At 65.6% G+C, this 15197-nt stretch carries 12 protein-coding genes; 3 read left to right on the forward strand and 9 right to left on the reverse strand.

The window, feature by feature from the left end; all coding sequences use genetic code 11:
- Positions 1-3 precede the first annotated feature (3 nt).
- The 5 genes from A5650_RS20120 to A5650_RS20140 are packed head-to-tail and all read right to left on the reverse strand — an operon-like array spanning position 4 to position 5268.
- Positions 4-1278: a dihydrolipoamide acetyltransferase family protein gene (locus A5650_RS20120; protein ID WP_067295620.1), complete on the reverse strand. Its 1275-nt coding sequence runs from the start codon at positions 1276-1278 to the stop codon at positions 4-6.
- Positions 1275-2252 carry an alpha-ketoacid dehydrogenase subunit beta gene (locus A5650_RS20125; RefSeq protein ID WP_067295623.1) on the reverse strand — a complete coding sequence of 326 codons (978 nt, stop codon included), beginning with the start codon at positions 2250-2252 and terminating at the stop codon, positions 1275-1277. The genes A5650_RS20120 and A5650_RS20125 overlap by 4 nt, the downstream gene beginning before the upstream one ends.
- Complete coding sequence (gene pdhA, locus A5650_RS20130) at positions 2249-3223, reverse strand: pyruvate dehydrogenase (acetyl-transferring) E1 component subunit alpha (protein WP_067295625.1); 975 nt, start codon at positions 3221-3223, stop codon at positions 2249-2251. Before pdhA ends, A5650_RS20125 begins: the two co-directional genes overlap by 4 nt.
- A complete protein-coding gene (gene acsA, locus A5650_RS20135) occupies positions 3220-5007 on the reverse strand; it encodes an acetate--CoA ligase (RefSeq protein ID WP_067295628.1) in 1788 nt (595 codons plus the stop codon). The genes pdhA and acsA overlap by 4 nt, the downstream gene beginning before the upstream one ends.
- A 6-nt stretch (positions 5008-5013) precedes the next feature.
- Positions 5014-5268 carry a hypothetical protein gene (locus A5650_RS20140; RefSeq protein WP_353615192.1) on the reverse strand — a complete coding sequence of 85 codons (255 nt, stop codon included), beginning with the start codon at positions 5266-5268 and terminating at the stop codon, positions 5014-5016.
- A 185-nt stretch (positions 5269-5453) separates the two neighbouring features.
- Between A5650_RS20140 and A5650_RS20145 the strand changes: the two genes are divergently transcribed.
- Together A5650_RS20145 and A5650_RS26950 are read left to right on the forward strand one after the other, a co-directional pair.
- Positions 5454-5858 carry a PNPOx family protein gene (locus A5650_RS20145; protein WP_067295633.1) on the forward strand — a complete coding sequence of 135 codons (405 nt, stop codon included), beginning with the start codon at positions 5454-5456 and terminating at the stop codon, positions 5856-5858.
- Positions 5859-6174: 316 nt separating this feature from the next.
- Positions 6175-6498 carry a hypothetical protein gene (locus tag A5650_RS26950; RefSeq protein ID WP_156744212.1) on the forward strand — a complete coding sequence of 108 codons (324 nt, stop codon included), beginning with the start codon at positions 6175-6177 and terminating at the stop codon, positions 6496-6498.
- A 21-nt stretch (positions 6499-6519) separates the two neighbouring features.
- Here A5650_RS26950 and A5650_RS20155 read toward each other — a convergent pair whose 3' ends face one another.
- The 4 genes from A5650_RS20155 to ppsA are packed head-to-tail and all read right to left on the reverse strand — an operon-like array spanning position 6520 to position 11323.
- A complete protein-coding gene (locus tag A5650_RS20155; RefSeq protein ID WP_067295636.1) occupies positions 6520-7758 on the reverse strand; it encodes an NRAMP family divalent metal transporter in 1239 nt (412 codons plus the stop codon).
- Positions 7755-8588 carry a magnesium transporter MgtE N-terminal domain-containing protein gene (locus A5650_RS20160; protein WP_067295639.1) on the reverse strand — a complete coding sequence of 278 codons (834 nt, stop codon included), beginning with the start codon at positions 8586-8588 and terminating at the stop codon, positions 7755-7757. Before A5650_RS20160 ends, A5650_RS20155 begins: the two co-directional genes overlap by 4 nt.
- Positions 8589-8624: 36 nt before the next feature.
- Positions 8625-8993, reverse strand: coding sequence for a SpoIIAA family protein (locus tag A5650_RS20165; RefSeq protein ID WP_067295642.1), 369 nt, complete (start codon positions 8991-8993; stop codon positions 8625-8627).
- Positions 8990-11323, reverse strand: coding sequence for a phosphoenolpyruvate synthase (ppsA, locus tag A5650_RS20170; RefSeq protein ID WP_067295645.1), 2334 nt, complete (start codon positions 11321-11323; stop codon positions 8990-8992). The genes A5650_RS20165 and ppsA overlap by 4 nt, the downstream gene beginning before the upstream one ends.
- Positions 11324-11482: 159 nt before the next feature.
- On the opposite strand from ppsA, the gene otsB reads away from it, so the two are divergent.
- Positions 11483-15190: a trehalose-phosphatase gene (gene otsB / locus A5650_RS20175; RefSeq protein WP_067295649.1), complete on the forward strand. Its 3708-nt coding sequence runs from the start codon at positions 11483-11485 to the stop codon at positions 15188-15190.
- Positions 15191-15197 lie beyond the last annotated feature (7 nt).

Here is a 15197-nt window from a genome sequence, read left to right on the forward strand (position 1 = left end):
TGATCACTTCTCCAGGAGGTCGGGTTGCTGAAGCGCCTCGTCGATGGCGGCGAGGAACAAGGCTCCACGGTGCCCATCGCTGGCGCGATGGTCGGCGGCCAGCGTCGCCTGCACAGTCGTGGCGATCCGGATTCCACCGCCCACCGCCCGGACGCGTTGCGTCGGCCTGCCGAAGCCGACAAGGGCTACCTGTTGGGGATAGATCACTCCGAACACCGCATCGACGCCCTGGTCGCCAAGGTTCGTCACCGTGATGGTCGGATCGGACATCTCCGAACTACGCAACGAGAACGCGCGGGCGCGTGCGACCAGATCGCTGAGGTTTGCCATCAGATCGTCGATTTTCTTGTCCGTGACGTCGTGGATGGCCGGCGCGACCAAGCCTCCGCCGCGCAGGGAGATCGCCACGCCGACGTGCACCGCCTCGGCCGGTTCGAACGTGTCGTTGCGCCAGAATCCGTTGAACTCGGTGAATCGTCGGGCGGCCAGGGCGACCGCCTTCAATTGTAAGACGGCCGGAAGTAGGCGTTCCGTGACGGAGCGTTGAGCGTTGCGTTCGGACAACCAGTTCAGCGCGTTATCGAAGACGATCTCGTGAGCCAGATAGTAGTGGGGAATCTCCCGCTTGGACCGGCTCATCGCCGCAGCAATCGAGCGGCGCATCTCCGCTCCACGCTTCACAGCCAGCTCTTTCGGCGAAAGCCCCTGTGCCGGCGCGGAAACGGACTTCGCCGGCTCGGCGGCTCTGGTGTCGGCCGCAGCGTGCTCGACGTCGTTGAGCGTGACGGCGCCCTGCGGTCCGGTACCGCTCACCGCCTCGACATCGACGCCCATGGACTGCGCGAGACGACGGGCGGCCGGTGAGACCCAGCGCCGGTGGTGCTCGGGCGTCGTGACGACGGGGGCGACCGGCGCGGGCGGCGGTGCCTCGGGTGACCGGCGCGGGGTCGGCTCCGCGACGGGGGTCACCTCGACCGTCGGGAGTGCCTCCACCGCCGGGGCCGCCTGCACGGTCGGGGCGGGTAGCGGCTCGGCCGCTTCGCCCGGTTCGGCCAAGCGCGCCAACGGCGCTCCCACCTGAACCGTCGTACCGACGGGCACCAGGAGTTCGACGACGGTGCCCTCCTGCCAGCACTCCACCTCGACGGCGGCCTTGGTCGTCTCGACCACTGCCACGATCTGCCCGCGGGTCACCACGTCTCCCGGCTTGACCAACCACTCGTCGAGCGTTCCCTCGTCCATGTCGGCGCCCAGCGCGGGCATCGTGAACTCGATCATCGGCGGTCACCGAACATACTGCGAACCGCTTCGGCGATCTTCTCCGGTTGCGGCAGCGCCGCTTGCTCAAGGTGCTTGGCGTAGGGGATGGGTACTTCTTCTGTGCAGACGCGGGCGATCGGTGCGTCGAGGTCGTAGAACGCGTTCTCCACGATGCGCGCGCTGATCTCGCCGGCCAGGCTGCCGGTACGCCAGCCTTCGTCGACCACCACCGCTCGGTGTGTCTTGAGCACCGACTCGAGAAGCGTCGCGTCGTCGAGGGGCCGCAGCACCCGTAGATCGACGACCTCGCAGTCGATTCCGGACAGCGACAGCTCGTTGGCGGCGTCGAGAGCTTTGTGCAGGCTGCCACCGTAGGTGATCACCGTGACGTCCTTGCCTACGCGCCGCACCGCTGCCCGCTCGATGTCCGTCGGCACCAGCGCGTCGACGTCGGTCGAGGTGTTGTACAACTGCACGTGCTCGAAGATGACGACCGGATCCGGATCGGCCAGCGCGGTGGGCAGCATCCCGTAGGCGTCGGCCACCGTGGCCGGCGCCACCACCTTGATTCCGGGGATATGGGCATACCACCCCTCGAGGCTGTGCGAATGTTGGGCTGCCAGTTGGCGTCCGGCGCCGGTGGCCATGCGGACCACCAGCGGCACCGAGAACTGACCGCCGGACATGTGGCGCAGCGCCGCGGCGGTGTTGACGATCTGGTCGAGCGCCAGCAGGCTGAAGTTGACCGTCATCACCTCGACTATCGGTCGCAAACCGCCTAGCGCAGCGCCGATTCCCACACCGACGAAACCGAGTTCGGAGAGTGGAGTGTCGCGGATGCGGTCCGGCCCGAACTCCTTGAGCAATCCCTTGGACGCGGCGTAGGTGCCGCCGTAAGCGCCGACGTCCTCGCCCATCAGCAAGACGCGTGAGTCGGCGAGCATCGCGTCGCGGATCGAATCGTGCACCGCGGTGCGGTAGGCCGTCTTCATGGCCGACTCCCCGCAGGAGTGAGCACATCGCGGGTCAGGTCGGAGACGTCCTCCCACGTGCCGGCCTCGGCGTAGTCGACCGCTTCGGCCAGTTCGGTTTCGGCGGCGGCACGCATGGATGCGACGTCGTCATCGGTCAAGAGTCCCTCTGCCAGGCATCTTTCGGTGAAGGTGCGGACGGGGTCGCGTTCCTTCCAGTGTTCGACCTCGCTCTTCTCCCGGTACAGTTCGGGGTCGAACATCGAGTGCGGGCGGAACCGGTACGTGAGGAACTCCAGAAAGAACGGCCCCGCGCCACTGCGCACGTGGTAGGCCCCTTCCTGAGCAGCGGCGTGACAGGCCAGCACGTCCATCCCGTCCACCGCGAGTGCCGGTATCCGGTACGACGCCGCCTTCGCGGTCATGTCGGTCTGCGACTGCTCCACCGCGATTGACGTCCCCATCGCGTAGAGGTTGTTCTCGCAACAGAACAGCACCGGTAGCTGCCACAGCTCGGCGAGGTTCAGCGATTCGTGGAAGGCCCCCTCGGCGACGGCGCCCTCGCCGAAATAGCATGCGGTGACCCGATTTCGCCCCAGCTGCTTGTCTGCCAGCGCCAGACCCACGGCCAGCGGCAGACCACCGGCGACGATCGCATTCCCGCCGTAGAACCTCACGCCCGCATCGAACAGATGCATGGAGCCGCCTCGTCCGCGAGAGCAACCCTCCTGCTTGCCGAACATCTCGGCCATGATCTTCGGCATCGGCACGCCGCGCAGCAGTGCGTGAGCGTGGTCGCGATAGGTGGCCACCACGGCGTCCTCGGGTTCGAGCACCCGAAGCGAGCCCGCGGCCACCGCCTCCTCACCGACGTACAAGTGCAAGAAGCCACGAATCTTGGCCGCGCTGTACAGCTCTGCGCACTTCTCCTCCATCAGCCGCACCCGCACCATGTCGCTGAGCAGGGCGCGTGCCAATTCCTGGTCGGTCATGGTAAGGCCTCCTGGTGCTGTGGTGTTTCGACGGTGGAGGTGTCGCCCTCGGGTAATCCGAGTTCGCGCGCCTTGAGCAGTCGGCGCATGATCTTGCCGCTGCGTGTGTGCGGCAGGCTCTCGACGAATTCGATTTCCTTCGGGGCGACCGCGGCGCCGAGTCGTTTGCGGGCCTGACCGGTCAGCTGTGCACGCAGCTCCTCGGTGGGCTCGAAGCCGTCTTTGAGCGTGACGAAGGCTTTCACCAGTTCCCCGACCGTGGGGTCTGGCTTGCCGATCACTGCGGCCTCGGCGACGGCCGGGTGATCGGTCAGCGCGTTCTCCACCTCGAACGGGCCGATCAGGTGGCCCGCGGACTTGATCACGTCGTCGGCGCGGCCGACGAACCAGAAGTATCCGTCGCGGTCACGCTTGACCAGATCGCCCGACATGTACAGGCCGTTGGCAAAGCTCTTGTGATACCGCTCTTCTTGATGGAGGTACTCACGAAACATCGACGGCCATCCGGGTTTCAGGGCGAGCTCACCTTCGATGTCGGGTGTGTCGATGACCGACACCGAGCCGTCGTCGTTGCGGCGCACCACAAACGCATCCACGCCGGGCAGCGGGCGACCCATTGATCCGGGCTTGATGTCGAAGGCCGGGGTGTTGGCGATCATGATCCCGCCGGTCTCCGTCTGCCACCAGTTGTCGTGGATGGGCAGGCCCAACACGCGCTTGCCCCACCAGACCGCCTCGGCGTTGAGCGGTTCACCGACGCTCGCAACGAATCGCAGTCGGGGAAAGTGGTAATGCGCAGCGACCTCCGGCCCCGCCTTGATCAGCATGCGGATGGCCGTCGGCGCGGTGTACCAGACCGTGACGCCTTCGTCCTGAAGGATGCGGTACCAGCGCTCGGCGTCGAATTCGGCCTGGTCGATAATGGAGGTGACGCCGTGCAGCAGCGGTGCGATGATGCCGTAGGACGTGCCGGTGACCCAACCCGGATCTGCTGTGCACCAATAGATGTCATCGGGATGAAGGTCCAGTGCGTAGAGGCCGGTGACGAAATGCATCGTCACCGCCCCGTGCACGTGGCGGGCACCCTTCGGTGTGCCGGTGGTGCCGCTGGTGAAGTGCAGCAGCGAGGTATCCTCCGCGGTGGTGGGTTCGATCGGGGCGTAGTCGGAGGCTTCGTCCATAAGCGGCGCCAGACTGAGCGTGCCGGGCACGGGATCGGTGTCGGACCCATCGACCAGCAGGACGTGCCGTACCGACGACAGCTGATCGCGAATCGAGGCGATCTTGCGTTGGTAGAGCGCCCTCGTCGTCACCAGCACGGCAGCCTCACCGATCGTGACACGGGTGGCGATGGGCTCCGGGCCGAACGCCGAGAACAACGGCGAAACGACGCTGCCGTTGCGCAAGGCCCCCATCATCGCGATGTACAGCTCCGGAATGCGGCCCATGATCAGGAACACGCCGTCGCCCTTACCGACGCCCAGGCCCCGTAGGACACTGGTGAACCGCCGGGCGCGACGGCCGAGTTCGGCGAAGCTGAGGTCATAGGTGACGAGCTCGCCGTCGGCGAGTGTGTCAGTGATGAACCGCAGCGCGGTCCGCGACGCCAGCGGTCCCTCGGCGTGACGGTCGACCGCCGCATAGGCGATATTGCAGCCACCGCCCGGCATTCCCTCGCACGGGTTTACAACGGCAGACCAGCTGAAATCCTCCCGCGTCTCCGCATAATCGGCGTAGTTGGGCGGGACCTTCCAATCCTCGGCGCTCTTGGTGATGGTCGTCATCTGTGCTCACCAATCGGGTAGCGAAAGCACGCCGTTGCGCCTGGCGGGGCCGATGTTCACCATCACCCGCTCCAGCAGCGCGGCGTAAGCCGATCCGTCGACGAGGAAGTCGGCCCCCCCGTGGCGCAGTAGGTAGGCATCCAGGCGGCGGTCGAGCGACCAATCGGAGTAGATCCGGCTAGCGAATTCGGACCGCAGGAACCGCCAGGCCAGGGTGTCGAGTTCCGCGGTCGTCAGATCGGCGCTTTCAGTCGGCGTCATCGGCATCCCCAATCCTCGCGCCCGGTTGTCGCATCCATCATTTGCGCGGCTGACCGACAGAAATAGAGAAGAAAGTCACACAAGATCAGCCCATCGGCCTCCGTCTGCGACTCGTGCCTTTAGACCCTCGGACTTCGGTCCAGACGGCCCTGTGTGGCCGGCGAGTCCGTCGCAACGATCGAGATATGCCTTCAAGCGTGGTTGATCGAGTCAATACAAAGGTGCGTACGTTCAACAAGTACGTGCTGAATCCGCTGATGATGCAGCTGGCGGGCCGCAGGCACTGGTATGCCTCCGTCATCCGGCATACCGGCCGCCGAACCGGCTGGCACTACGCCACTCCTGTTGTGGCCGAGCAGATCGACAATGGATTCATCATTCCGCTGCCATATGGCACGGGCGTCGACTGGCTGCGCAACGTGCAAGCGTCCGGCGAGGCGATCGTGTCGAGCGGCGGACGCAATTACAACGTTGTCGAACCGCGAATCATCGATGCGCAGGCGGCGGGCCGACTTATCTCGACCCGGCGGACACGGATGTTCCAGCGGTTCGGGATTCATCAGTTCCTGATGTTGAGCAGGATCCGATGACGTCGACCAATGACCGAGAAGCGGAATACCCCAGGAGGTCTGGAAGATGGTGACATGTCCCAACGGCCATCACAATCCGCCGGATTTCGAATTGTGTGGAGAGTGTGGGGCGCCGATAGGGGTGAAGGGGCTGGAGGCGACTGCGTGGTATCGGACGAAGTGGGCCGTGATTGGCGCGGGTGCCGTTGTCGCGCTGGCAGTTTCGTTCGTGGCAGTGACCGTCGGGATGGATCGCGACCGAACTGAGCCCGCGGCGGAGACTCCGATTGAACAACAGACCGTGTCACAGTGGTGGGAACATGCGCATACTCCTGTCATGAAGCTGCAGGATTCCATCGCCGATGCCCGGCACTCCATAGAGAGCCTGACCCCGATTGGTCTTGAGCAGGCATGCCAAAGAATGCACGATCTCGCCGGCGTCGATGTGCATACCTACTTGCCGGCGCCTACCCCCGAACTCACCAGCGAATTGGCGGCCGCGGCGGAGGACGCTCATGCGGCCGCACACATGTGCTTATCGGTGGTGGCGGGGTCGAAGAACGCTTACGACGGCGAGTTCAGATCCAGCCTCGAACAGGCCGAGCGTCAATTGGTTCACGCCCAAGAGATCATCAATGTCACCCTGCTCCAGGGGCAGTGAGCGACCTCCACTCCGCGGAGCTCAACCCCAACCCGCGGTGACCGCCAGCGCCACGACGCACACGAGCACGACGGCGGCCGTCGCGCCGTAGGCCACGGTCGCCCTCGAGCCCAACCGGAAATCACCCATCAGATCGGCGTCCCGTGCGATGCCGATGATCGCCAACAGCAGGGGAACGAGCAGAACGGCGTTGAGGACTTGTGTGGCGACGAGGATCGTTACGAGCGGCGCACCAGGAAGCATGACGACAACTGCGCCGAGCACCGTGACGAGACCGAACGTGACATAGAACGTTCTGGCCGCCCGGAACGGATCATTGAGGGCGGCTTCGACTCCGGCATACTCGCACACCGAGTACGCCGTCGACAACGGCAGGATGGACGCGGCTAGGAGCGCGGCGCCGATTAACCCGATCCCGAAGAGAGTCGAGGCCAACTCGCCGGCGAGCGGCTGCAAGGCGAGGGCCGCATCTGCCGCATCGCTGATGGAGCGACCATCGCGGTGTAGGGTCGCCGCGCAGGCCACGACGACGAAAAATCCGATCACACCCGTCAGCACGGCGCCGGTCACCACGTCGATGCGTTCGAAGCGCAGGTCTTCGATCCGCAACTTCTTGTCGACGGCGTAGGACTGGATGAACGACAGTCCCCATGGCGCGAGTGTCGTGCCGACGGTTGCGGTGACGATCGCCAAGGTGTCCCGGTCCGCGGGCATCGTCGGTATCAACAGGCCGTGTGCCGCGGCCCCCCAGTCGGGATGAGCGAGTATCCCCGAAGCGATGTAGGCGAGAAACACCGTCGACAACAGCAGCAGGAAGTGCTCGACGCGGTGGAAGCTTCCGCGCAGCACCAGCGTCGAGACGAGCAGTGCTGCGACGGGGACACTGAGGTCGCGACTGACACCGAAGAGCTCGAAACCCGCTGCGATACCCGCGAACTCGGCGCACGTCGTTCCGACGTTGGCGACGACCAGCGTCACCAGGATCGCGCCGCCGACACGTACGCCGTAGCGCTGGCGCACCAGGCCGATCAATCCCTGCCCAGTGACCACGCCCATGCGGGCGGCCAGGACATGAAACATCACCAAGGCGAGGGTTGACAGCAGCAGAACCCACAACAGTTGATAGCCGTAGTCGGCGCCGAGTACCGAGTAGGTGGTGATACCGGCGGGATCATCGTCCGAGAGGCCGGCGAGCAACCCGGGACCCACGACTGCGACCAGTGCGCCGATCGCCAGCCGGCCCCGCTTCGTCAGCGTCACGATTGCCCGTGTCGTCGACGTGGCCACACCCCGAAGCGACGGAAGTGTCTATTCCTCCACGAGGCCGGGGCGGACAGTCGGTCTCTCCACCGGGTGGCATGGTCGGACGGCATCGCGGCGACGACGTCGGCGGCCTTGCATTCGCTTAGTGCCAGCAGAATCCGTTCGGCGTCAACAGGATGGCTGGCCCGAATGACGTCGGCGGCAACCGCGACGTCCTTGGCGCCGAGAACCTCGGCTGCGGATTCCGTGTCGAGTCGCGCGACGAGTGCCGCCAAACCCCGCGCATCCAGAAGGTGGATCGCCGACCTGGGCATCCCGAGCGCAACGGCATGCCCCCGATCTGACGTCGGGTGCAGGTCCGTCCACGCGACGGCATCACTTCGGAGTCGTTTCGCCAGCCGGCCAAGACCCAATCGGCGCAACACGGCATCGAACCCGACCTCGACGCCGACGACCTCCAGCCGGCCGTCGTGTCGGCGCGCGAGCACCACGTCGGCCACGCGCGTGAGTCGCTGCCCGGTGATGTCCACGATCTGCGTGTCGAGGACGTCGCGCACCAGCATGATCTCGTTGTCCGCCAGAGGGCTGGCCGCGACGAGCGGGAGTTCGTCGTCAGTGTTGAGCCGAATGTGTTGCGGATGAGAAAGATTGACGGATTGCCACGGGACCAGCAACTCTGGCCTCCGGCGTCGGGACAGCACGAGGTGTTCGGCAAGCGGCAGACCCCCACCGCCGTCGGGGCGGGCGGTCACATCGGCGATGCGGCCGATCGTGCCCCCGTTCGGGCCGACGACTTCACGGTGCACGATGTCGCTGAGCAGTAACACGTCAGCGGTGCACCTCGACCGTCATCGAACCCGCGCTCAGCCCGCGGCCCAGGTTTTGGCCTGCTCCAACTCATCGAGACCGAAGAGCGCGATCTCGCCGGGAACCATCCATGCCAGCGCGTGCAGGGTGTGCAACACCCACTTCTCATCGGTGACCACGGCGATCCGCTTGAAGGCCGAATGATGACTGATCAATGCGCCGAAGCCAAGTTTCAGGTCCTCGACGAGCCCACCGGGACCGAAACCCTCATAAGTGGGCGCGATGACCTCGACGATGCGCACCTCGTCGCCCTGCAGCTTCTGTTCCATCGTGGGCTTGAAGTCGCGTAGGTCCTCACCGCTCAACCGGCCGGACACTCGGAAGCCGATCACACCGTCGGGCATATTCGGCAGCACTTCGATCATCGGAAGATCTCCTCTCGGCGAAGTGACCCCACCCGATTCGAGTCACCGTCCCGTGCCGTCAGCATCGATTCCAGCACAAGCCGGCGCTCGGCGGCCGCAACGGTGCGCCGTGCCGCGCCAACAGCGTCCGGGTTGACCGATACCGAGGTGATGCCCATCCGCACCAGATGCTCGGCGAAGGCAGGCTTGGTCGACGGCGCCTGACCGCACAGCGACGAGGTGATACCGAATCTGCGTGCAAGGCCAACAATTTGACCGATGGCGTCCAGGACGGCTGGGTCCGACTCGTCGAACAGTTCTGCGCAGATGTCGGAGTCGCGGTCGACTCCGAGCATCAACTGGGTGAGATCGTTGCTACCGATCGACACCCCGTCGATGCCCATGCCGATGTACTCCGGAAGCCAGTGCACGACCGAGGGCACCTCCGCCATCACCCACCGATGGAATCCCCGTTGGCGACCGAGTGGGCTGGAATCGACGAGGGCGAGGCACTCTTCGAGTTCCCACCGGGTACGCACGAACGGGATCATCAGATGCAGGTTCGGGGATTGTTCGCGGATGCGCGCCAGCGCCCGGAGTTCGAGGGCGAACAGGTCGGGCTCCTTGATGTACCGGTAGCAGCCGCGATAGCCGATCATCGGGTTGTGTTCCACGGGCTCGTACGACTCGCCGCCGACGAGACCGCGGAACTCGTTGCTGCGGAAGTCGGTGGCCCGGTATACGACCGGGCGTGGTGCGAAGGCGGTGGCGATGCGGCCCACCGAAGCCACCATCTTCTCGACGAGGCTGTCCTGTTCCCCGCGCGCGATGAGATCGCGTGGATGACGACCCCCGAGTGCCTCGGTGAGCATGAACTCGGCTCGCAGCAACCCGACACCGTCGACGTTCTGCGCGGCGACGGCCTCTGCGTTGTCGGGCATCGCCATGTTGACGTAGATCTTGGTTCCCGTCACCTCGTCAGCTGCCGCAGACACCACTTGGGGTTGTGCGGTGACGGTGGCCGAAGGTGCTGCGTCGACGCGGCCGGCAAGGACGCGGCCGTGGGTTCCGTCGACGGTGACGGTCGTCCCGTCATGGAGATCCTTTGTCGCGCTGCGTGCCCCGACGATGCACGGCACCCCGAGTTCGCGAGCGACGATGGCGGCGTGACAGGTCATACCGCCGGTGTCGGTGACCAGTGCCGCCGCCCGCCGGATGGTCGGCAGCCAATCGGGATTGGTCATCTGGGCGACGAGGATCTCACCCTCGAGCAACCGGTGCCCCTCCTCGGGGCTGTCGAGCACACGGACCTTCCCGATCGCGGTTCCCGGCGCCGCGGCCAGGCCGCGAGCCAGCACGGCATGCTTCTCCGACGACGGCGCGGAAGTGTGCTTCAAGGTGGTGATCGGCCGCGCCTGCACCAGGTAGGTCTGGCCGTTCTCGATCGCCCACTCGGTGTCCTGCGGGCAGCCGTTGTGTCGCTCGGTGGCGATGGCGAGCTCGGCAATGGCACGCAGTTCGTGGTCATCGAGCACCCGCGCGTCGGCCTGCGCGTCATCCAGGTCGACATGGGTGTCGTTGCCGTCAGGGCCGCGGACGATCTTGAAGGCTTTGTGTCCCAGCCGGACGTCGAGTACTTCGAGGGTGTCCTTGGCGATGATGTAGGTATCGGGCTCGACCATCCCCGACACGACGACCTCACCCAGACCGAAGGCACCCTCGATGACGACTCGGTCCTCGGCGCCGTTACTGGGGTCGGCGGTGAACGCCACCCCAGCCTTGTCCGAGTTGACCATCCGCTGCACGACGACCGCCATCGCCGGGTCGGCCGTGAAGTTGCGACTGGCGCGGTAGGTGACGACTCGTGGGCTGAACAGCGACATCCAGCAGCGCAGAACCGCGCCGACGAGCGCCTCGTCGCCGGTGACGTTGGTGATCGTGGCGTTCATGCCGGCGAACGATGCGTCTCGGCCGTCCTCCCCGGTCGCCGACGAGCGGACGGCCACAACGGCGTCACGCCCGAGGCGGTGATAGAACGCGAGGATCCGATCGCGCACGCCGTCGGCGACGCCGGCCTTGTTCACCAGACCCTGCATCCGTTCACACGTCTCGGACAGCCGGGCGGTGTCGGCGGCGTTGGCCATCGCTTCCCGGTGGAGCGCTGCCAGTTCGGTGTCGACACCGGCGGCTCGCATCGAGTCCCGATAGCAATCGCGCAGGAGGACGAAGCCGGGCGGAACAGGCAACTTCGCCGCCACGAGTTCCCCCATGTTCGCGCCTTTACCGCCGGCTTCCTCGGCGTCGGCGATTCGCAGCGTCGAGATGTCGCGGACGTAGTCGTCACTGGTCATGGAGACAGCGTCGCGCCACGGGATTTCCCGGCGTAGCGTCCGAGGGCCGTATCCGGTGGGCTGAGGGTCCTCGACTCGTAGGGCCGAAAGTCCCTGGGGGCTCTCCGGAACAGTCTCGATGACTTCATGCCCTACCGGGGCGCTGTGTCGAGCAGTCAGATGGGTGACGTGAAGACACCGGTGACCATTGACCCGCGCCTGTACGATGCCGCTCTGTTCGGCCTCGACAGCCTCGTCAGCGGAGCCGCGTCGACGGTCACGCTGGCCAAGAAGCTGAATGACGCGGGGATCGGGACGGCCCTCTACTCCACGAGTCGAAGCCGCGACCACGCCACGCCCTTCGGGGATCTGGAGGATCTGTTCACCGTCCGCGTCGACGGCGTCGTCGCAGAGGCGCTCGGCTCACCCGAGCAGCCCCATCCCGCAGTCCTGCTGGAAGCCAGCGCCGGCCTCGGCGTGGCACCTGAGCGCTCGGTGGTCTTCGAAGGCAGCGAACTCGGCGTGCGGGTCGCGCGGCAAGGCGGCTTCGCACTGGTCGTGGGTGTCGCGCCGACCGGGTCCCATGAGGTCCTGTTGTCCAGTGGCGCCGACGTCGTGGTGTCGGACGTGGACGAGGTTTCCGTGCGCTCCGGGGACAGGCGCATCTCGGACCTGCCGAATGCCCTCGACACCTATGGTCAGCTGATCACTGCCATCGACGGCAGGCGGCCGGTCGTGTGCCTCGACTTCGACGGCACCCTGTCGGAGATCGTCTCCGATCCCGACGCCGCCGTCCCGGTCGAGGGTGCCGCCGAGGCGTTGGCGGCGCTGGCACAGCAGTGTCCGGTGGCCATACTCAGTGGGCGCGATCTCGCCGATATCCGTGTGCGCGTCGGTGTTCCGGGCGTTTGGTACGCCGGCTCACACGGATTCGAGATGGTGGGGCCCGACGGCACGGACTATCGCAACCACGACGCCGCGGCGGCGGTCCCCGCCCTGCAACAGGCCGCCGAGGGGCTATCCGACCGATTGGGTTCGATTCCCGGTGTGTACGTCGAGCGCAAGCGCTATGCCATCGCGGTGCACTACCGCAACGCTTCTGAGGACTGCGTGGCCGAGATCGTCGCCACCACCCACGAGTACGGCACCCGCTTGGGCCTCCGCGTGACGACGGGGCGCAAGGTGGTCGAACTGCGCCCCGACATCGATTGGGACAAGGGTTCGGCGCTGAAGTGGATACAAGACCAACTGTCGCCGGACAGCCGTTTGATCCCGATCTACATCGGCGACGACCTGACCGACGAGGACGCCTTCGACGCGCTTCGGTCGGGTGGGGTGGGTATCGCAGTGCGGCACGATGAGGACCGGGATCGGCCGAGCGCGGCCAGCTTCTCGCTCGACAACCCGCTTCAGGTCCGAGATTTCCTGCGCCGCGGGGGACGATGGCTGGCACGCCAGCACGCCACCTCGACGGTGGCGTGGACCTACACCTTCGAGGGGTACGACCCGCCGACCGAGAAGTTGCGCGAGGCGTTGTGCACCGTGGGCAACGGATACTTCGCGACCCGCGGCGCCGCGCCTGAGTCGAAGGCCGGTCAAGTCCACTATCCGGGGACGTACGCCGCCGGGGTGTACAACCGCCTCGACGACATCCTCTCCGGGAAGAAACTCGAGCACGAGAGCCTGGTGAACCTACCCAATTGGCTTCCACTGACGTTCCGTATCGACGGCGGACCCTGGTTCGACGTGGACGCTGTGACGTTGCTGTCCTACCGCCAGACTCTCGATCTTCGAGGTGGCGTGCTGACCCGTGCCATGCGCTTCAGCGACGACGCCGGGCGGGTAAGCTCACTGACTCAAAATCGGTTGGTCTCGATGAAGCAGACGCACATCGCCGCACTGGAAACCACGGTCGTGGCCGAGAATTGGTCGGGTTCAATCGAATTCCGGTCGACGCTGGACGCCGATGTCTGCAACGGCGGAGTGGAACGCTACCAGGGCCTGGCCAGTGATCATCTCGAGTCCCTGAAGATGGGCGAGATCGTGAACAACGCGGTGCTGATGTCGGTGCGGACCACGCAGTCTCAAATACCGATCGCGCTGGCGGCACGGACCACGGTCTGGCACGACGATGACGCCGCGGCCGCGGAATATCGTCTGGTCGAGCATGAATTCGAGATCGGGCACGACATTGTCGTCGACATCGCGGAGGGCCGGTCAGTGACAGTCGAGAAGGTCGTGGCGGTGGTGACGGGTCGCGATGTCGCCACATCCGAGCCCGCGGCGGGCGCGGAGCGCAGACTGACACGGCAGGGCCGATTCCGCGAGATCCGCCAGGAGCACACGCTGGCCTGGGCGCACATCTGGGAGCGACTGTCCATCGAATTCGACGGCCACCCAGACGAATTGAGGATCCTGCGGCTGCATCTGCTCCATCTGCTGCAGACCGTGTCATACCACAGCGAGGACCTGGATATCGGCGTCCCCGCTCGGGGTCTTCACGGCGAGGCGTATCGCGGCCACGTGTTCTGGGATGAACTGTTCATCTTCCCGGTTTTGAACCTGAGGTACCCGACCATCACGCGGGCGCTGCTGCGGTACCGCTACCGTCGACTCCTCGAGGCTCGGCGGGCCGCCAAGCTCGCCGGCTATGCGGGGGCGATGTTTCCGTGGCAGTCGGGCAGCGACGGCCGCGAGGAAAGCCCCTCACTACATCTCAACCCCCGATCCGGCCGGTGGAATCCGGATGCGAGTCACCTCGCACACCACATCGGTATCGCGGTCGCCTACAACGTGTGGCAGTTCTATCAAGTCACCGGCGACCTGGCCTACCTCATCGACTACGGTGCCGAGATGCTGATCGAGATCGCGCGATTCTGGGTCAGCAGAACCACATACGACGATGCCGCCGATCGGTACGGGATTCTCGGCGTGATCGGGCCCGACGAGTTCCATTCCGGCTACCCCGATCGGCCGTTCACCGGCGTCGACAACAACTCCTACACCAACGTGATGGCGGTTTGGGTGATCCTGCGTGCCATCGACGCCCTGCAGGAGATTCCGCTGCCCAACCGCCTCGACCTTCGGGAGAAGCTCGGGCTGCCCGACGAGGAACTCGAACAGTGGGACCGGGTGAGCCGCCGCATGTTCGTGCCCTTCCACGACGGGTTGGTGAGCCAGTTCGAGGGCTATGACCGCCTGGCGGAACTCGATTGGGACGGGTACCGGGCCCGCTACGGCAATATCCAGCGTCTCGACAGGATCCTCGAGGCAGAAGACGACGACGTCAACCGCTACCGAGCCTCCAAGCAGGCCGATGTGCTGATGTTGCTTTACCTGCTGTCGTCGGATGAGTTGCGCGAACTGCTCAATCGGCTCGGCTACCAGCTCGCACCGGAGATGATTCCTGCGATGGTCGACTACTACATCGCCCGCACCTCACACGGTTCCACGCTCAGCGCCGTCGTGCACTCATGGGTGCTGGCCCGAGCGAATCGTGACCACGCCGTCGACTTCTTTCGCGATGTGCTGAAGTCCGACGTCGACGACATCCAGGGCGGCACGACATCCGAGGGTGTGCACCTCGCCGCTATGGCGGGCAGTGTGGACTTGATGCAGCGGTGCTTCACGGGCCTGGAATTGCGTGGTAACCGTCTCGTATTGTCGCCGCAGTGGCCGGAGTCGCTGGGGGCGTTGGGCTTTCCCATCCACTATCGCGGCCATCACCTACATGTGCGCGTCAGCGGCCGGGGAGCCGAAGTCAGTGTCGGGCCCCAGGATGTACCGCCCGTGACGGTCGAGTGCCGTGGACGCGTACAACAACTCAAACCCGGGAGCGTCATCAGGTTCCTCAGCGAACCCGACGTATCCGCGAGCGGCCGGTCCTAGGCGCAGC

This window comes from Mycobacterium sp. 1164985.4, from assembly GCF_001668575.1.
GTDB lineage: Bacteria > Actinomycetota > Actinomycetes > Mycobacteriales > Mycobacteriaceae > Mycobacterium.